Raw genomic sequence first — 19,449 nt, forward strand, 5'->3', positions numbered from 1 at the left:
AAAAAAAGAACCCAGCGTTAACTGAGCTCTTTTATGTCTATTACTGATACTGTCATTGATCAGAGATTATTTTACTTCTGACGTCACTTCGCTGTCGATATTACCGTGTGTGGCTTTCGAGTATGGGCAAACTTTATTGGCTTTCTCGACCAGCTGTTGAAATTCATCAGCAGATAGCTCTGTATTTTCAGCAGCCACATGAATTTTCACCGCCAATTGAAAGTCTAGACCTTCACCTTTACGTAAATCTACCGATACTTGAGTGGTCGAGTCAAATTTTGCTTTTTCTTCGCCTTTGACTGCCGCAAGTGCGCCATCGAAGCAAGCCGCATAACCCATCGCAAATAATTGCTCTGGATTATTACCATCTTTACCTGAACCCGGTGCGACCATGTTAATGGTCAAATCACTATCTTGCAGACTAGCCTTACCAGAACGACCGCCAGTGACGGTTGCTTGAGTAGAATATAGAGTTTTCATAACACATCCTTTGTAATTGGTTTATTTATATAATTATTAAATTCAATCAGCCATTAAGCATAACAAACTATGCACCTAGCTCCATAGGTCCGTCGTAACTATATGCTACGACTTTGTAAGTGAGCATTTGCATGGATAATGAGAATATTTTTAACATTCACCAATAAGCCCTGCTACACAATTAATAGCTTTAGATATATAAGTCATGGCGACATTGATGTAAACTAGTAACATGGTTTTCATACCAATTTCATACCAACATTATCAGCAAAGATGTGCAAAACATCTTAACCGTAAGGACACCTTATTATGAAAGCAACAGTATTTTTGCCTATGACCTTATCCTTGCTCGCAATGGCACTCGTGGGATGTGGCGAAGACGATGACGGTGTCTACGTTTCAGGCGGCAATAAAATTACGCTGACGAGCTTTTCTAATAGCTATGACAACCAAGCCAACGCGAGCGCCATTGCGCGAATCGAACAGACCTACCGTACTGGTGGACGTGAAATAAAAATAAAAAATCTGGTCAACAGTTACAACAACCAAAGTCTTAATAACTTAGACAGAACCGTGCTGGCAGATGATTTTGAAGGCAGACTGGAAAATAACGATATTGAAGTCAATGGTCGCACGGTTAAACGTCCTATTTATGAGACAAACAGCAACAATAAATTGAACTATGAGACCACCTATAAAACCCTTGATTTAGCAGGTTTGAACGCTGGTAGTTATAGTTCTGGCACCAATATAGACAACAGCCGCGGCATCATTACTGATTTGAACAACTATCCTGATATTCCAGCCAATGTGACGTTCCCAGCTGGCTCGGTTTGTTATATTCCAGTTGTCACTAGCGAGCGCTCGTTTTTGGCCTTTAGTGACAGTAATAAAACGGGCTATAGTACGCTAAACAGATGGATTGACGCGGCCGAAGAACGTTTTAACGACGATAGAGACTTTAGCACCTCGCGCTTTGGGGTGGGTTTTGACAACGACCAAAAAGCGGCGCAAGTGACGTTTTTTGAGTTTAACAACCAGCCCACTTATCGATACAATGGTGTTGAATATGATAATGATATTTATGAAGCCGATTATGTGGCGCAAGGCCGCATTGACCCGAATACCAACAGTGTGCGCGGTGTCGTTGACTGTACGCTAGTCAATGAGGTGGCAGGGGACTTCTTGGCAGCGCAAATCACGCGCTATTATTAAATTCCAAAAAATGACTGACACTCTCTATTTAACGATCTAGAGAGTGTTTTTTTATGCGCTAATTCTGCACCCTCACGCTAAATCCGCTACAATACGCCCATTATTTATTTTATTTATTGAAATTAATACCCAAAAGAAAGTTACTGTCTGAGAGACAGCCTTTTTGAAGTTAAGGTTGAAGCCAAAAATTATGAGCGTAGATCCAAAGAAATTGAACAAAGAAGTGGCCAAACGCCGCACCTTTGCCATTATCTCTCATCCCGATGCAGGTAAGACCACCATGACCGAAAAGCTGCTGCTATGGGGTCAAGCGATTCAGGTGGTTGGCGAAGTAAAAGGCCGCAAAACTGACCGTCATGCCACGTCCGATTGGATGAGTATGGAGCAGGAGCGTGGTATTTCTATCACCACTTCAGTCATGCAGTTCCCTTATCAAGACCATATGGTCAATCTACTAGACACCCCGGGTCACGCCGACTTTAGTGAAGATACCTATCGTACGTTGACTGCTGTCGATAGCGCGCTAATGATGGTTGATGGTGCGAAAGGCGTTGAGGAACGAACCATCAAATTGATGGAAGTTTGCCGCATGCGTGACACACCGATTATCTCGTTTGTGAACAAGCTAGATCGTCAGATTCGTGAGCCGCTTGAGCTGCTGAGTGAAATTGAAACGGTGCTTAAGATTAAATGTATTCCGTTGACGTGGCCGATTGGTATGGGGCAGGATTTCGTTGGCGTCTATCATTTGACCGAAAATAAGACTTACCTTTACGAAAAAGGTAATGGCGGCAAGATGACGGTCTCTGAGACCCGTGAAGGTTATGATTATCCGGATATACGCGAGCGTCTTGGGAAGCTGATGTTTGATGCTTTTGAAGAGTCGCTTGAACTGGTACAAATGGCGCTAGAAGACTTTAGCGAAGAGGCATTTTTAGCGGGCGAGATGACGCCAGTATTGTTCGGTACGGCACTGGGTAACTTTGGTGTCAATATGGTACTCGATACCCTTGTGAAATATGCACCGCCCCCAAAAGCCCATCCGACTACTGAGCGTGAAGTCTCAGCATCTGAGACAGATTTTACAGGTTTTGTCTTTAAGATTCAGGCCAATATGGATCCGCGTCATCGTGACCGCATTGCGTTCTTACGCGTGTGCTCAGGTAAGTACGAGAAGGGCATGAAGCTGAAGCATGTACGCTTGGGTAAAGACGTGCGTATTGCGGATGCACTGACCTTTCTCGCCGGTGACCGTGAAGCGCTAGAAGAAGCTTATCCGGGTGATATTATTGGTCTGCATAATCATGGGACAATTTCTATCGGTGATAGCTTTACCGAAGGTGAGGAGCTGAACTTTACCGGTATCCCTCATTTTGCCCCTGAATTGTTTCGCCGTGTCGTTCTAAAAGATCCTCTGAAGTCCAAGGCTCTACAAAAAGGTTTACAGCAGCTAAGTGAAGAGGGCGCTACACAGGTCTTTATGCCGCAGATTAACAACGATTTAATCTTGGGCGCGGTGGGTGTACTACAGTTTGAAGTGGTCGCGCATCGTCTCAAAGAAGAATACAAGGTTCAATGTATTTTTGAGCCAGTATCGATTGCAACGGTACGTTGGATCCATTGCGATGATGATGTGGCCTTGGCTAAGTTTAAGAAAAAAGCCCACGACCAGTTATCAATCGATGGCGGTGGTTATCTGACCTATCTTGCGCCATCGCGAGTCAACTTGCAGCTGATGCAAGATCGTTATCCAGAAGTGACTTTTAGCAATACTCGCGAGCATTAATATCTGTTATTTAAGTATGAGTAAATGGTTGAAACCTATTTTTTATTTTTTAAAAGACACGCTAGCCGTGTCTTTTTTATTGCCTGTCGTTTAGGGTCTGTTGAACATTCAAATATTAGGACTGCTGATCGCTAAAATCGCTCCAAACGTTTTATCAAATCAGGCGTAAACCGACGATAATGTCTATACCTTAGCTAGGTTTACAACAACGTTTGGGACGATTTTAGCATCAGCCTTTCAGGGCAAGGCTATTTTTTGCCAATACATGGCGAAATTGTCTAACCTAGAACGACTAGGCGTCAAAAATTTCACTGCGTATTGTCTAAAAAATAGCCACTGCCAGTTCCACATTTGAATGTTCAACATACCCTAGTCCGTTATTAAATCGCTATTTCTCATAAACATCGATACATCAATACTTTAGAAATGGCACTTTGATACGGGTACTCTGAAACCAGTCTTTTGAAACTGGCACTTCAAAAGATTAGGGCGTGTCTTCATTTCAAAAATGGTGATAAAAATGAGATAAATTGCCGTCAAACAAGAAAAATAGCGCAGATAATATCGGGATATTAACCAGCTATTTGACGATGTTTGGCAAGATTTAGCCATTTTTAGCCCATTTAGATGACTATCGAGTGAATTGAAGACAAGCCCTAATACCTCAAAAACACAAACAGTGTTTCAACAATACATCACAGTAGTTACGGTAGAATATCATTAACCATTATATTATTAGCCATTGTTTTTTTATGGAAAAAATTATGACAGTCACACCTCAATCTAGTAGCGCCACACCAAAAGCCAACCAATCGTTAGTAATGAGAACGACCAGTCTACGCCGAGTTGGTACGTTAGTGACTGGCCTACTGTTTGGGGTAATGGCGATGTCTGCTAATGCGGGTAATCTCATTAGCAGTACCGATTATTTGGATTATGAGTTGCCCAACGATGTGCAAGAGAAATGTGCCGAACGACAAAATTGTCCAGAGATTGAGATTAAGTATCTCAAAACCAATCATGATTGGATAAACGATATTACCAATGCCCATATCAATCATTTCGTCGTCAATAGTAAACCGACTGAGTCAGCATCCATTAACACCAGAGCGACGCCAGCCATTGTCAAGGCAGCTATCGATGACTTTGCGAGCTCACAATTTATAGATATGCCAAACGACAGTTCAGGGTCGTATAATTTGATGGTCACGCCTGATTATTTGGGGCATGTGAGTGATTTTGAATTGTTTGAAATCAACTCGTATGTGTTTACAGGTGGCGCGCATGGCATGCCCTATAGTGAGTATTTAATATTCGATGCCAGCAGCAAAAAACAAATCCAACTGGCAGATATGTTACAGATAGGCAAAAAATCACGTTTTGAGGCGCAAGCTTACGCTGCTTATAAAACATGGGTAAAAACGGTCGACAATGACCTAAGCAGCTATGAGAAGAACTGGCCATTTACCCTGAGTGATAACGTCACACTGACGGATAAAGGCGTCGATATTCGCTATCAACATTATTCTATTGGGCCTTATGCTTATGGGATGCCAGTCTTAAATATCCCTTACAGTAAGCTTGGTGGTGTGATCAAGCCGCGTTTTATGCCCAAATAACCGTTTTATTCCGAAATAATATGAGTCATAAATTTTAGAGAACCATTGAACATTTAATAATAAATTAAGGAGCGATGTTATGACGAGCGATATAGAAAATACAGCAGCGACAACAGTTACAGATACTTGGCGTCTTAACGCTTTAACAGAAGCCCTTGGAGAACTGACCCTGACGGTCGATGACAGCCTATCTATCGGACGTGGCAGTGATAATGATGTGGTACTTGGCAGCAAGGAAGTATCACGCAATCACGCGGTGCTGAGCGTACTAAACGGTAAGCTGTACGTCAAAGATTTGGACTCCTCTAACGGTACGTTTATTAATGAACAACGTATTGATAGCAATAAGTCTAAGCATCTTGAGGCCAATGATACGCTTGGCTTTGCCAGTTTTGCCTTCACAGTAACACCGTTGAGTGTCGTAAATGAAGCTGTAGTGGATGAAGCTGTAGAGCAGCCAGTCATCGCTGAAGAACCGATAGTCGACCACGAACCTATCGTTGATGTTACTGCTGCGCCAGTTCTCGCATCAGATTCTACTAATGCCCATGATGCTGAGTCTAGCGTTGCCGATTCGAGCAGTGTTGATTCTGAAACTGTTGCTTCCAAAACCATTGACTCTGAGATTAGTCCATCTCCTATCGTAGAAGAGCAGCTAGCACCGACTGTTGCTGACAAACCAGAGATGGCTACTGATACACCAGAAGTGAATCCTGAGCCGCCTGTAGAGGTTGAGCCTATCGTGAAAGAAACCATCATTGCAGATGTGTTGTCATCAGTGAATAGCTCGGATAGCACTCCTGTTCAACCAGCGGATATTACGGAAAGCAAGGTTGATAAGGCTAATGAGACAGCTACTCCAGTCGTTAAAGAAACGATGATTGAAGAAGTCTTGACCGCCAAAGATACTGTGGATACCACACCTGTGCAAGCGACTCCAGTTGCCGCCGCCGCAGTAGACGAGCCGACGCCCATTACTGAGCAAGAGAATGCCATGTCTAAAGAGGTCGTGCCTAAAGAAACAATAACTGAGACGCCTGTTACTGAAGAGCCAGTAGCTACTGAAAAGCAGCCACTAACTAAACAGCCTACTGTCGAGCAACAGTCCTTAGACAGTGCAGCACACGACAAAACCACCAAAACTGAACTACAGGAAGAAGCTGATCCGGATGTATTGCGTGCCAAGCAAGCAGCAACTGCTCAGTTTTCGGGTACGGCCAATTTAGGGCAGGCTCGTGACCTTGGTACCGAAGGCAACAATGCCATGGACCAAGCTATCGATAACCCCGCTAATGCTGGATACGTAGAGAAAAAGCCTAGTGGTGGTTGGTTTATATGGGTATTTGCCGTCATTCTTATCATTGGCTTAGCGCTATGGCTGTTTAATATGGGCGGTGTATAAGCCAAGCTTTGTCATGTCCACCATGTCATGCTGAGATGAATTAAGGCTAACGTCCTTATACTTATAACTAGCGTTCTATAGCGTCAACGTTCATGAGAGTGTTGACGCTATATTTTAATTGTACTTTTACTCTCTTTTTAAGATTGCTTTTAAGTTTATGGCCTTTTGCCAATATTGTGTTAAGAGACAGCTACTATGATGACCTTTGTAGAATATCAAGCTTTCAAAAATCAAGGCTTTAGTCATGCCCCTTTGGTAAAAAAGCGTTTGATGGATGCGCAAACGCCCGTGTCGGTATTCTCTAAAGTACGTGATTTGAATGGTTCTGCTTATCTGTTTGAGTCCGTGGTAGGTGGTGAGCGCTGGGCACGATACTCTATGATAGGCTTGGGCAGTGATCTGATAGTACAGTATGCTGACGGTAGTATGACGACCAAAAAAAACGATCATACGGACACCGAGTCAGTAGAAAATCCATTTGAATATATTCGTCAGTTAATGGCTCAGTACCAGATGCCAACAGTTAAAGATATTCCCACATTACCGAGCTTCAGTGGCGGTTTGGTGGGTTACTTTGGCTATGACATGGTGCGGGTCATTGAGCCTAGTGTAGGCCTGTCTGATGCGCCTAATCCGATGTTAATGCCAGATATGTGGCTGATGCTCTCGATGAGCGTCATTGTCTTTGATAATTTAGAAAATACTTTATCAATTATTGTTTATGCTGATTGTCAGGCTGAGGATGGTTATAGCATGGCCATACGTGAGCTAGAAAAAATCGAAGAGAAGTTGGCAGAGCCGTCAAATTTATCTGCGCCAGTTATGCCGACTCCAGCTTTTACCTCGCAGACAAGTGTAGAAAAGTATGTTGGCGACGTCAAAAAGATGAAAGCTCATATCGAAGAAGGCGCTGTGACGCAAGTGGTCGCATCACAGCGTTTGACGGCAGATTATACAGGTGACTCACTGGCTGTTTATCGTGCGCTACGATACCTTAATCCATCACCTTATTTATTTTTGGTACATGGCTATACGCTTGATGATCACAAGCGTTTTGATATCATTGGCGCTTCTCCTGAAAGCCTGTCACGTATCGAAAACGGCAAAGTGACGGTGCGTCCACTGGCTGGTACCCGTAAGCGTGGCCGAGATGAAGCAGAAGACCTAGCACTCGAGCAAGAGCTACTCAACGATGAAAAAGAGACTGCCGAGCATTTAAGGTTTATTGATTTAAGCTGCGAGGATATTGGCCGTGTCTGTACAGATGGCAGTGTGAAAATCACTGAAAAGATGTCTATCGAGCGTTATTCACAAGTCATGCATATTGTGTCCAATGTTGAGGGCAAGGTGCTGCCTGATAAAGATACGCTAGATGTGTTTTGCGCTACCTTTCCTGCTGGTACATTATCAGGCGCACCTAAAATTCGTGCCATGCAAATCATTGACAAAATAGAGCCAGTGCGTCGAACAGTGTTTGGGGGCTCAGTAGGATATCTGGGCTGGAATGGGAATATGGATACAGCTATCGCTATCCGAACAGCAGTGATGCGCCGTGGCCAAATACATATCCAAGCAGGGGCAGGGATCAATGCCGACTCTGTGCCAGAGGCGAAGTGGGATGAAACCAATAAAAAAGCACTTATATTGGTAAAAGCGGTAAAAATGGCCTGTAATGGATTGTATATTCGTTAGCGATATTGTCAGTCGTATCGCAAAAATAAGAGTCGCAAGCATAAAGAGCCATCAAGCTTGAATTTTTATCTGAAAAAAATAGCAATATAATCAATGTCTTGAATATTATTATTAAAATAATTGGAAAAAACATGAAAAAGAGCTTGCGTCTGTCCAAATATTTGATAGAATAGCCACCACTTTGAGAGAACAAGCCGACTTAGCTCAGTTGGTAGAGCAACTGACTTGTAATCAGTAGGTCGCCAGTTCGATCCCGGCAGTCGGCACCATCTCTCTCAAAGTAGCTTTTTATGAATATGTCTTGAATTAAAGCCATTTTTATTCAAAGCAACCTAAGGTGGGATTGGGGAGCGGTCAAACCCAACAGACTGTAAATCTGTCGCGAAAGCTTCGAAGGTTCGAATCCTTCTCCCACCACCATATTTTCTAAGTTTGTCATAGCGCCAAGCATACTCGATATATAATCCACTCTTTATTAGAGTGAGCTTACAGAAGAGTAAATGCGGGTGTGGTATAATGGTAACACCTTAGCCTTCCAAGCTAATGACGCGGGTTCGATTCCCGCCACCCGCTCCATATAGGCACAATCGCAAAAACTATTAAACATTCATCACGACAGTCAGTATATTATTGCTGTATCGTGATATTTTTTTTAGTGCAACCCACTGGTTGGCTACTGTAGTTGTTAAAAGCACGCTCATATAGCTCAGCGGTAGAGCACTCCCTTGGTAAGGGAGAGGTCTCGAGTTCAATTCTCGATATGAGCTCCATTTATTATTTAGCCTTTTATGTTTGCTTTGCTACTTTAACACACCGCTTTATGTCGATATCGAAATTATAGAATATTGAAAACAATAAAAAATTGGTACGGTAAATAAAAATTTAAGGGTGACACTGAGGTGTTGCCTTTTAGTGCTGTCAATTTCTAAATCAATTGCATTCACGAAAAAATACTGTAATGACAATGTTGTATAATACAGTGTAATGCTTGAAAAGTTAGTGATTGAAAAGTAGGTATAATGCCTGCATATAAAAGTACGGTGTTTATATTGTACTAAAGCATTTAATAGCAACACGATAAAGTAATTTTTAGTAGATAAGCCGTAGCGTCAACGGTTTGATGGTTTTGTACGCATCATAAGCCGTCAAACAGCTATTCATCGATCTTTGACTGATAAAGATTCACCAAAAAAAGAGGAAATACCCATGGCAAAGGCCAAGTTTGAACGCAGCAAGCCACACGTCAACGTCGGTACCATCGGACACGTTGACCATGGTAAAACAACCCTAACAGCCGCTATCGCAACCGTAGCAGCAATCACCTCAGGTGGCGAAGCCAAAGACTACGCGTCTATTGACTCAGCCCCAGAAGAAAAAGCACGTGGCATCACCATCAACACCTCACACGTAGAATATGACACTCCAGCACGTCACTACGCTCACGTTGATTGCCCAGGTCACGCCGATTATGTCAAAAACATGATCACCGGTGCAGCCCAGATGGACGGCGCAATCCTAGTCGTATCTGCAACTGACGGCCCTATGCCACAAACGCGTGAGCACATCCTGCTTTCACGTCAGGTTGGCGTACCGTACATCGTCGTATTCATGAATAAATGTGACGTTGTTGATGACGAAGAATTGCTTGAACTCGTAGAAATGGAAGTTCGTGAATTACTAAGCGACTATGACTTCCCAGGTGATGACACCCCAATCATCCATGGTTCAGCTACTGAAGCCCTAAAAGGCTCACAAGAAAAATATGGCCAACCAGCTGTCGTAGAACTACTAAACGTTCTTGACACCTACATCCCAGAGCCAGAGCGTGACGTCGACAAAGCATTCCTAATGCCAATCGAAGACGTATTCTCAATCTCAGGTCGTGGTACTGTTGTAACGGGCCGTGTTGAATCTGGTATCGTTAAAGTTGGTGACGAAATCGAAATCGTCGGTATCCGTGACACTCAAAAAACCACCTGTACTGGTGTAGAGATGTTCCGTAAACTGCTTGACGAAGGTCGTGCAGGCGAAAACTGTGGCGTACTACTACGTGGTACTAAGCGTGAAGACGTACAACGTGGCCAAGTACTTGCTAAGCCAGGTTCAATCACGCCTCACACCAAGTTTGACGCTGAAGTATATGTGCTTAGCAAAGAAGAGGGTGGTCGTCACACACCATTCCTAAACGGCTATCGTCCACAGTTCTACTTCCGTACTACTGACGTAACTGGCGCAATCCAATTACAAGACGGTACTGAAATGGTAATGCCTGGTGATAACGTTGAGATGGGCGTAGAGCTTATCCACCCAATCGCTATGGACAAAGGTCTTCGCTTCGCTATTCGTGAAGGCGGCCGTACGGTAGGCGCTGGTGTTGTTGCTAACGTATTGAACTAAGCATTAACCTGTCAGAGTAATCTGATAGTCGTTAAGCAGTTCGTGAAAAGCCGCTCTCTTTATTGAGGGTGGCTTTTTTTTGGGTGAAATAAGTTGATTGAGTGATATGAGCAAATAAAAATCAGTATTTACGATAAAATAAACGCTATTGTTTAATAAGAATAAAGGATAGGCCATGTTCACTATAGAAAATATAGAAGAGCTGCTAATTGATGCAATAGAGTTTGAACAAGTTATTCAAGCAGTAGCAAATATTGAAACTATGGTACAGCCGCAAGATGCTTGGGGTTATCAGACAATAATAAAGTTATTGGTACAGGATAGTATTAATTTATCAGTCGTTTATAAAATTGATAAAATCGTTGGTTATTGCCTATATCAAGTGGTTTTCGAGCAAGCAGAGATCCTGCGCATTGGTACGCATCCTGATTACCAACGCCAAGGTATCGCCTCGCAACTTTTTGCTAAATTGAATACTGAATTGATGAATAATAAGGTGGAAAATTTACTATTAGAAGTACGCGCAGATAATTTTTCAGCGATTTCTTTGTACGAGCAGCAAGGGTTGGCAGTGATTCATCGGCGTAAAGGCTACTACCAAATGCCTCATCGCCCAGCCATTGATGCATTGATTATGCAGCATGTGTATATCTTTAATAGTCATTAGCAGTACAGATGCTATTGGGTTGATAAACGTTAGGAATGAAGACAGGCTCTAGATTACTCGGGGATGGTCTTTTTACAGACTTCAATATCGAGCTCATAGTCACTATCTACTTGCATACGTTCTAATATTTCGATGCGCTCGCTTAAGAGCTCTACCATGACGTTGATATTGGCTTGTTGTTTTTTGACTTGAGCCAGTTTTTGCTGAGTGAGACTTAGCTGTAAATCAATATCGAGCTGCCCATCATAATAGTCATTAAGACTGTCTTTGATTTCAGTGAGTGTAAAGCCAATAGCTTGTGCGCTCTTAATCAATTCAATGCGCTCAATGCATTCAGGATGAAACTCAGTATAGAGCCGTGAGCCTGCTTGTCGCTTACGCGACTTGAGTAGCCCTAGCTCATCATAATGACGCACGGTGTCTTTGGTGGTATTGGCTTCGCTCGCCAGCTTTCCAATTAATAAAAATGATGTATCAGGTGCCATAATAACCTCGTTGTTTTGTCGCTGTCACCACCATCATGAGTTGAGCTGCCAAGATTCCTTGCAATCAAGGAGCGATACACTTAGGGACTTGTGAGAGTTCTTTTGCCATTTGACTGAATGAGTGGCTATTAGCGTATCCAATTGGGAAAGAAATTCAGCACGTGGTAGGGTGGTTGCGCCTAAGCTCATGAGATGCTCATTGGGTAATTGGCAGTCTACGAGTGCCACGTTGCTCTGCTCACATAAGCGCATTAAACCCCAAAATGCTAACTTAGAGGCGTTGGATGCACGGTGAAACATCGACTCGCCAAAATAGATATTGCCTATTTTTAATCCGTACAATCCGCCAATGAGTGTGCCTGCGTCATCCCAAACTTCGATACTATGTGCAAATCCATGAGCATGTAGTTTGGTATAAGCCTCGATCATCTCATCATGAATCCACGTGTGCTCACCTTCAGGCAGCTCAGTATTGAGACCATCACTGCGCGGTAAACTACAGGCATGAATAACGTCATCAAAAGCTTGATTGAGTGTCACTTGCCAACGCGCGCGGCTTGCTTGCTTGCGTAGAGATTTGCTGGGTTGATAGTCGGTTGGCACAATCACGCAGCGCGGTTCAGGGCACCACCAAGCGATAGGCTCATCTTCATTAAACCAAGGAAACAAGCCTTGCGCATAAGCAGAAATGAGCGTCTCGGGCGCTAAGTCGCCGCCCATGGCGACGATACCTACTCCATCAGGATCAATAGAAATAGGATCAGGAAAGTCATAACGCCCAAGACTTTTTAAGGTCTCAGGCGTGATAAGCTGCTCGTTGTTATTGGCGTTATATTGTGAGAAGCTGTTCATTTAGTCTTCTTGATCAGCAGTCAGCGTTGACGCATAAGTATGGTCTAACGCAGTGGCTTCGCCAATTGCATCCAAGTATTTTTCAGCATCAAGCGCGGCCATACAGCCAGTGCCAGCAGAAGTGATGGCTTGACGATAGACGTGATCAGCCACGTCGCCTGCTGCAAACACACCCTCGATACTGGTTTGTGTGGCGTTACCATTTAGGCCGCTGTTAACGATAAGATAGCCATCTTTCATGTCGAGCTGACCTTTGAATAGATCGGTATTAGGCTTGTGACCAATGGCGACAAACATACCAAATACATCTAGTTGCTTGGTACTGCCATCAATCATAGATTCAATAACGACGCCATTGACGCCCATGTCATCACCGACGACTTCTTTTACTTGATGGTTCCATTCGATTTTGACGTTGCCATTCTTGGCTTTTTCGAACAATTTATCTTGTAAGATTTTTTCAGAGCGTAAACCATCACGGCGATGCACTAACGTGACTTCAGAGGCAATGTTAGATAAATATAGTGCTTCTTCGACTGCTGTATTACCACCGCCAATCACCGCGACTTTTTGGTCTTTATAAAAGAACCCGTCGCAAGTGGCACAAGCTGACACGCCCAAACCTTTAAATTTGGTTTCTGACTCTAGCCCCAAATACTGTGCAGATGCACCCGTTGAGATAATCAAGGCATCACAAGTATAAGTGCCATTGTTACCTGTCAATTGAAAAGGACGCTCGCTTAAATTGACATCATTGATATGGTCATAAACCAATTCTGTACCAAAACGTTCAGCATGAGCTTTCATGCGTTCCATCAGTGCAGGGCCTGTCAAATCATGAGCATCGCCTGGCCAGTTGTCGACTTCGGTGGTGGTGGTTAATTGTCCACCCACTTCCATACCAGTGACCATAACGGGCTTGAGGTTAGCGCGCGCAGCATAGACCGCGGCAGAGTAACCCGCAGGGCCTGAGCCTAAAATAATGAGCTTTTCGTGACGTGGAGCGGTAGTATCAGTTGCCATGAGTGGTTCCTTGCAAAATATACGAATTAAAAATGTGAGTGATAAATATAATGAAAAGACAAATATCAAAAGATGCGACTAATATAGTTTTTCTAATTGCTATGAGATAATAACATAAGGGCACAGCGCACAAAGTGCAAGTTTGCTAAAACAAATACAGGTATCATTAGAATCAAAGAATAAATAGCTTTGGAATATAAGTGCGAAAAACAGAGGCTATTTTATAGAATTTAGGCAATACAGTGAGCAATATTTTGCCACTAGTGTTTCGCTAACCAGCTGTTTTCTTGCGCAAAGTATCTATTGATTTACTTTCTTACACGCTTTCTTTATAAGACTGTCGCCACTACACCTATGTATTTGTTATTATAAGAAGTTATGCCAAGTGTAGTAGGAGCCAAGCGATAACGGTTGTTTAAAGGCTCTATAATCGGCACCTGCCAAACAAACACTTCGCTCGGTACATTTATGTCAACACTTTATGTCAGCATGATTAGGCTTAGTCATGCACTGGCGACCATTTAGTATTAATAACAAGGCAGATTTTACGTGATATCAGCACCGCTTATTGAGTATTTAAAAAAGGGAATATTTACCCTCCTTGGGTTAATACTGGCCGTTTATCTGTTTGTCATTTTGATGACGTATACAGGCAACGATCCTAGTTGGTCGCACATCAGTAGTGACATGACCACCATTAACAATATGGGTGGCGAGATGGGGGCGTGGTTGTCTGACCTGCTTTATAGCTTTTTTGGTTTTGGCGCATGGTGGTTGTTGGCGTTTGTGGTCTATGAGTCTATTCTTATTTGGTGGGACAATAAGCCGACGTTTTGGTTACTACGCGTAGTTGCTTACGTATTTTTGATTCTAAGTGCCAGCGCCTTATTTGCGCAGTTGGTCGCTTTAGTGCAGCAAATAGCAGACCCAGTTACCACAGGTCTGACAGGGGTCGCAGGTGGTATCATCGGTCTCGAACTGCAAGCGCGTTTGGCTCAATTATTGTCGCAGTGGGGGAGTGTGGTTTTTTTAACGGTATTCGTAATTATTACGGCGACCTTTGCTTTTAATATTCATTGGCTCGCGATATACCGAAAAATCATGACCCTGTCATGGCTTGGTTCTGGTGTAAAAAACCAAGATGGTCAGTATGAGAGTGTGCAGGCCGCTGAAAATAGTCGTCAGCAGCATAATGAAGCCCTAACCGACGAAAAGGTATCGCACGCTGTTCCAGAGTATGACCAGCTGCCCCTTGAGCTGCAAGCAACTGAGCATGAGGCTAATACGCAACAATCCGATAGCAGTGGTCGCTTTAATCATGTACTCACCGAATTTTTAGCGAGTTCTGGCTTGGGTGCCAGTGTAAAAGCTTCTATGGCAGCAGCCACGCAAGGATCCGCAATGGGTGAGAGCGAGCATTTACAAAGCGTACCTGCCACGCCTAGTAACGCTGGCGTAAGCAACTTTAGTGATAATAAGGTATCTGCTACCCCAAGCCCTGTCACGACTCCTAGCCGTAAAGTAGAGCCGAGTTTTGCTTGGAATGATGCCAATACTGTTGATGATTTATTGGCAAGTGATATGGCTATTTACGACCAAAGCATTCATAGCGCTACTCATGATGCTGATTCTGCTACTCCTGCTTATATCAATAATGCTGAGTCGCCAAAAGAGACAACAGTGTCTACAAACACGGTAACAGATACGTCAACAGACATGGCAACGCTAGAGCTGGAGACGCCAAGCGCGAGCTCTACTGTTAGTCCTAATAAAGAAGATGTCGAGCAAGCAATTACAGAGACAGCAAGCAAGCAAATCGCGCCTAATTTTGCCGATGCGCCTCAGACTGTGGCATCAGATGACAGCCACGCAACAGATGAAACGAACGAAACGGTTGATACATTGGCAGAATCTTGGTTGTCAGAACATGCGCCTGTTTCACCTTCTCAAAAAACAGAAGAAGATACTAGTGAATCCGAACAGCCAGCACTAAAGACGGCAGCAGATAATACTTATGACGCCTCTGCTGGGTCGTCAGACAAGTTAGCAGACAAGTTATCAAATGAAGAGCAATGGGAAAGCCCATTGTCAATACAAAGTCCTGCTCCAGAAGAGGATGATGTAAGTATCGTCGCACCCGTCGCACCCGTCGCTGATATGACGCCGACCAATACGCCACCGACCAACCCAACATTACCTCCTAAGGTAGAAACTAACGTTTCAGCGCCAGCTGCTGAACCGATAGCCGCATCTAAGCCAACGGTCAGCTTTGCGGTGCCAGAAGGTGATAGCGGCAACCACATTACGGATATGATGCCTGAGGATGACAGCCGCGATGATAATAGCGATACGCCCGTCATGCCGCATATCAGTGACGATGGCGCTTTTAGTCAAAAATCTCGCTCGATGCAAACCGCCGCCTATCGCAGTAGCTTAACGCCTATCCCAGAGATCTCTATTTTAGATAAGCCAGATCCTGATCGTAAGCCAAGCTATACCATCGCTGAGCTTGATAAGTTGTCTGAGCTCTTAGAGATTAAATTACAAGAATTCAATGTTAAGGCCGCAGTGGTCAATGCCATTCCGGGACCAGTCGTTACACGCTTTGAAGTAGAGCTTGCTGCTGGGGTAAAAGCCAGTAAAGTTACGGGTATTTCACGTGATTTGGCACGGTCATTATCAATGGCATCTTTGCGTGTGGTCGAAGTCATCCCGGGCAAGCCTTATATCGGTATCGAAGTGCCGAACAAACAACGCGAAATGGTGCGTTTAATTGAGCTGTTGAATACCGAAAAATTCCAAGATCCTAAAGCCCAAATCAGCATGGCGATGGGTAAAGATATCGGTGGTAATGCTATTATTACTGACCTTGCGCGCGCGCCACATATGTTGGTTGCTGGTACCACAGGCTCTGGTAAATCCGTATTGGTCAACTCAATGCTACTCTCTATGCTACTCAAATATACACCGAACGAGCTGCGCCTGATTTTGATTGATCCAAAGCAGCTCGAGCTGGCAAACTATAATGACATTCCGCATTTACTGACGCCAGTCGTCACAGATATGACTGAAGCCGCCAGTGCTTTGTCATGGTGTGTGGCAGAAATGGAGCGCCGCTATCAGTTGATGAGCTTATTAAAGGTACGTAAGCTTAACGAGTTCAATAAAAAGGTCATCGCTGCTGAAAAATCGGGCAATCCAATGCTCGATCCATTGTGGCGACCTAATGATAGCGTGAGCATCAGCCAAGCACCAAAGCTCAAAACCTTGCCGATGATTGTCATTGTCGCGGATGAGTTTGCCGATATGATTATGCAAGTCGGTAAACAAGCTGAAGAACTGATCACGCGCTTGGCACAAAAATCACGCGCGGCAGGCATCCATTTAATGCTTGCCACTCAGCGTCCATCAGTCGATGTCATTACCGGTCTAATTAAAGCCAATATCCCTGTTCGTGCAGCGTTACGAGTGAACTCAAAAGTAGATTCACGGACGATTCTAGACAGTGGCGGTGCAGAAGACATGCTGGGTAATGGTGATATGCTGTTTTTAGGCCCAGGGCAAATTGAGCCAGACCGTGTACATGGGGCGTATGTCAGCGATGAAGAGGTCAATCGTGTCTGTGATGCTTGGCGTGAGCGCGGTGCGCCTGATTATATTGATAACATGGCAGGCAACTTTGAATTGTCTAGTCCTGGCGGTGGTGGTAGTGGCGGCAACGCTTCTGGTGAGGATGACGACCTGTATAACGATGCAGTGGCATTTATCATGGAGACGCGAAAGGTCTCTGCCTCTAGTATCCAGCGTAAATTTAGTATCGGCTACAACCGTGCCGCTCGTATCGTTGATTCAATGGAAGAGGCTGGATTGGTCAGCTCGATGGGTAAAAGCGGCAAACGTGAGTTGTTGATGTAAAAGATGATGAGTTTGATTAATTATAAAAAGCGAGTCACGAGAGTGGCTCGTTTTTTTTTGATTCTCAGGTCTGACATTGAAAATCACATAGTGAACGTTAAAATATTTCATTGAAACTTAAAGGTTACTCCTGTATAAAATAGTGAACATTAGTTTTTTGTAGCCAAATTGAGTGTGTCGTCATGGAGGACGCTGATAGTGCATATGCGAAGTATAAAAGGTATTAAGAATATAACGAGATACTATGAAAAGTATAGACTTGGTGTTTTTAGTATAATTTTACTAGTAGTATTAGTGTTTAACATAGGGTTTTTGCCCTATTGGCTCTATAGTTTAGGACACAAATATATCGTTAGTCTGACTCCGATAAATACTCTATTTGGTGTCGTTATATTAGGTTTGATTCCTACGCTTATCGTTAGCATGATTTTCGGTATCTATTTCGCTAAAAGGTATGATAAAAAATTGATGGCTAAATATCTATATTTTTTAGAAGATGTTGCTTCGGGTATTTATAGTATTATTCTATTTTTATTAGCTGCGATCATATTAATTGATATGTTGAGCGTACCATTTTCAGATGCTTTTTATATTAGTATTTTTATTATGGGTTTAGGTCTTACGTTTTTTGAATCTTATTATAAATACTATTATAAATAACTGAGTATGTCATTTATGAGTACATATGTATTGGAGTAGAACAATGGAAAATAAAATACATCTTGATAGTATTGCTAATAAGAAAATTGAATTTACTGGTTACCGACTTATCATCCTTAGTTTGATCGTCATATTAGCTATTTTTTTAATGTTCGCTCTTCTTGTCTTTCCAGTTTTTAGTATATTAACTCTACTGTGGAGTATCATTGACTATAGTCAATCCAGAATAAAAGAGATACAGCCCATATCATGAAACAGTTTAGGCAAATTATTCTCCATCCATCCTTGGCGTAGAAACTTAGCTTGTGCCCATTTCTTTTCAATGGGATTAAGATCAGGGCTATAGGGTGGTAGCCAAAGGATACGATGACCATGCCTGTTCAGTAATTTTTGGATACGTCTGCTTTTATGAAACCGAGCGTTATCCATGATAATCACGCATTTAGTTTTAAGACTTGGAATTAGAGTGAACTTGCACCAGTCATAAAATATATGGCTGTTGATATTCTGTTCAAAGTAATCAAGCGCAAATAGCATTTTTTCATAAAGCGCACCGATGACATTGGTACGTTTTTTAGCTTGCCAATTGTAGCTATCAATACAAGGTTTACCTATCGGTGCATAGCCGTAAGGACGAATGGTTTCTGCCTCAAAGCCACTCTCATCCATATAAACAATGGGATAGCCTTGTTGTGTAAACCTATTAAGCTTACTCTGATACGCCGCTCTTTTTATCGGACAGGCTTTTGGATGCCCCAAGGTCTTTTTTTTGACTGATACTCAAACGCTTTAAGGCAACCTCAATACCCGATTTGCTGCAGTCTAGACGCCGTGCTCGCTCGTACAAATAGTCATCTGGGTATTGATTAACGTCTTTTAGAAGGGCTTCATTAGGTATACTGCTTGGCGTTTTAACTCTAGTCGTTTGGATGCTCGGGTCTATAAGCCAGCGCTGTAGGGTACTCTTGCTAATATTGTAAAAAGTACAGGCCTGACGGATGCTCATGTCTTTTTGCTTAATGTTTTTGATAACTTGTGCTCGAAAATCTGCTGAGTAGGTCATCTTTTATATTTCACTTTGCTTGGTTTAAAAGTATTGTACCTTTTTTATTTTGGACTGACTATATTGGTTAGTCCTCATTTTGAATTTTATTTTTACTATTATTATTTTGATTACGGCATTTCATAATATAGGTATTAGTGTATTTATTGATTAGGAAAGGTCAGCGAATTATTAAATTATATAGCTACAGTAT

At 43.0% G+C, this 19,449-nt stretch carries 14 protein-coding genes and 4 tRNA genes; 12 read left to right on the plus strand and 6 right to left on the minus strand.

The window, feature by feature from the left end:
• Positions 1-66 precede the first annotated feature (66 nt).
• A complete protein-coding gene (locus tag AAEY72_RS10140) occupies positions 67-480 on the minus strand; it encodes an Ohr family peroxiredoxin (RefSeq protein WP_352310423.1) in 414 nt (137 codons plus the stop codon).
• A 309-nt stretch (positions 481-789) separates the two neighbouring features.
• Between AAEY72_RS10140 and AAEY72_RS10145 the strand changes: the two genes are divergently transcribed.
• The 11 genes from AAEY72_RS10145 (at position 790) to rimI (ending at position 11,258) form a co-directional block, all read left to right on the plus strand.
• On the plus strand, positions 790-1,695 hold the full coding sequence (locus tag AAEY72_RS10145; protein WP_352310424.1) for a hypothetical protein: 906 nt from the start codon (positions 790-792) through the stop codon (positions 1,693-1,695).
• 190 nt (positions 1,696-1,885) lie between these two features.
• Entirely contained in the window at positions 1,886-3,481 is a 1,596-nt protein-coding gene (locus tag AAEY72_RS10150) for a peptide chain release factor 3 (protein ID WP_352310425.1), read from the plus strand.
• A gap of 764 nt (positions 3,482-4,245) precedes the next feature.
• Positions 4,246-5,100: an RsiV family protein gene (locus AAEY72_RS10155; RefSeq protein WP_352310426.1), complete on the plus strand. Its 855-nt coding sequence runs from the start codon at positions 4,246-4,248 to the stop codon at positions 5,098-5,100.
• Between the two features lie 79 nt (positions 5,101-5,179).
• On the plus strand, positions 5,180-6,502 hold the full coding sequence (locus AAEY72_RS10160) for an FHA domain-containing protein (protein WP_352310427.1): 1,323 nt from the start codon (positions 5,180-5,182) through the stop codon (positions 6,500-6,502).
• A 195-nt stretch (positions 6,503-6,697) separates the two neighbouring features.
• Positions 6,698-8,194 carry an anthranilate synthase component I family protein gene (locus AAEY72_RS10165; RefSeq protein WP_352310428.1) on the plus strand — a complete coding sequence of 499 codons (1,497 nt, stop codon included), beginning with the start codon at positions 6,698-6,700 and terminating at the stop codon, positions 8,192-8,194.
• A gap of 193 nt (positions 8,195-8,387) precedes the next feature.
• Positions 8,388-8,463, plus strand: a tRNA-Thr gene (locus AAEY72_RS10170).
• Between the two features lie 67 nt (positions 8,464-8,530).
• Positions 8,531-8,614, plus strand: a tRNA-Tyr gene (locus AAEY72_RS10175).
• Between the two features lie 82 nt (positions 8,615-8,696).
• Positions 8,697-8,770 (plus strand) — tRNA-Gly (locus tag AAEY72_RS10180).
• Between the two features lie 119 nt (positions 8,771-8,889).
• Positions 8,890-8,964 (plus strand) — tRNA-Thr (locus tag AAEY72_RS10185).
• A 436-nt stretch (positions 8,965-9,400) separates the two neighbouring features.
• The gene (tuf, locus tag AAEY72_RS10190; RefSeq protein WP_352310429.1) at positions 9,401-10,591 is read left to right on the plus strand and encodes an elongation factor Tu; all 1,191 of its coding nucleotides are present in this window, start codon (positions 9,401-9,403) and stop codon (positions 10,589-10,591) included.
• A 175-nt stretch (positions 10,592-10,766) separates the two neighbouring features.
• Positions 10,767-11,258, plus strand: coding sequence for a ribosomal protein S18-alanine N-acetyltransferase (gene rimI, locus AAEY72_RS10195; RefSeq protein WP_352310430.1), 492 nt, complete (start codon positions 10,767-10,769; stop codon positions 11,256-11,258).
• Positions 11,259-11,311: 53 nt separating this feature from the next.
• Here rimI and AAEY72_RS10200 read toward each other — a convergent pair whose 3' ends face one another.
• Genes AAEY72_RS10200 through trxB form a run of 3 tightly spaced genes read right to left on the minus strand, consistent with a single transcriptional unit; the run spans position 11,312 to position 13,618 of the window.
• Positions 11,312-11,743 (minus strand): MerR family transcriptional regulator, encoded by a 432-nt coding sequence (locus AAEY72_RS10200; RefSeq protein ID WP_352310431.1) that lies wholly within the window; start codon positions 11,741-11,743, stop codon positions 11,312-11,314.
• A gap of 33 nt (positions 11,744-11,776) precedes the next feature.
• Positions 11,777-12,595: a leucyl/phenylalanyl-tRNA--protein transferase gene (gene aat, locus AAEY72_RS10205; protein ID WP_352310432.1), complete on the minus strand. Its 819-nt coding sequence runs from the start codon at positions 12,593-12,595 to the stop codon at positions 11,777-11,779.
• The gene (gene trxB / locus AAEY72_RS10210; protein WP_010197136.1) at positions 12,596-13,618 is read right to left on the minus strand and encodes a thioredoxin-disulfide reductase; all 1,023 of its coding nucleotides are present in this window, start codon (positions 13,616-13,618) and stop codon (positions 12,596-12,598) included.
• A 549-nt stretch (positions 13,619-14,167) separates the two neighbouring features.
• Here trxB and AAEY72_RS10215 point away from each other — a divergent pair.
• Positions 14,168-17,533 (plus strand): DNA translocase FtsK 4TM domain-containing protein, encoded by a 3,366-nt coding sequence (locus tag AAEY72_RS10215; protein WP_352310433.1) that lies wholly within the window; start codon positions 14,168-14,170, stop codon positions 17,531-17,533.
• A gap of 876 nt (positions 17,534-18,409) precedes the next feature.
• Here the strand turns inward: AAEY72_RS10215 and AAEY72_RS10220 are convergent.
• Together AAEY72_RS10220 and AAEY72_RS10225 are read right to left on the minus strand one after the other, a co-directional pair.
• Complete coding sequence (locus AAEY72_RS10220; RefSeq protein WP_352310434.1) at positions 18,410-18,952, minus strand: IS630 family transposase; 543 nt, start codon at positions 18,950-18,952, stop codon at positions 18,410-18,412.
• Positions 18,903-19,256 (minus strand): IS630 transposase-related protein, encoded by a 354-nt coding sequence (locus AAEY72_RS10225; protein ID WP_352310435.1) that lies wholly within the window; start codon positions 19,254-19,256, stop codon positions 18,903-18,905. The genes AAEY72_RS10220 and AAEY72_RS10225 overlap by 50 nt, the downstream gene beginning before the upstream one ends.
• Positions 19,257-19,449 lie beyond the last annotated feature (193 nt).

It is taken from the genome of Psychrobacter sp. W2-37-MNA-CIBAN-0211 (genome assembly GCF_040309405.1).
GTDB classification, from domain to species: domain Bacteria; phylum Pseudomonadota; class Gammaproteobacteria; order Pseudomonadales; family Moraxellaceae; genus Psychrobacter; species Psychrobacter glaciei.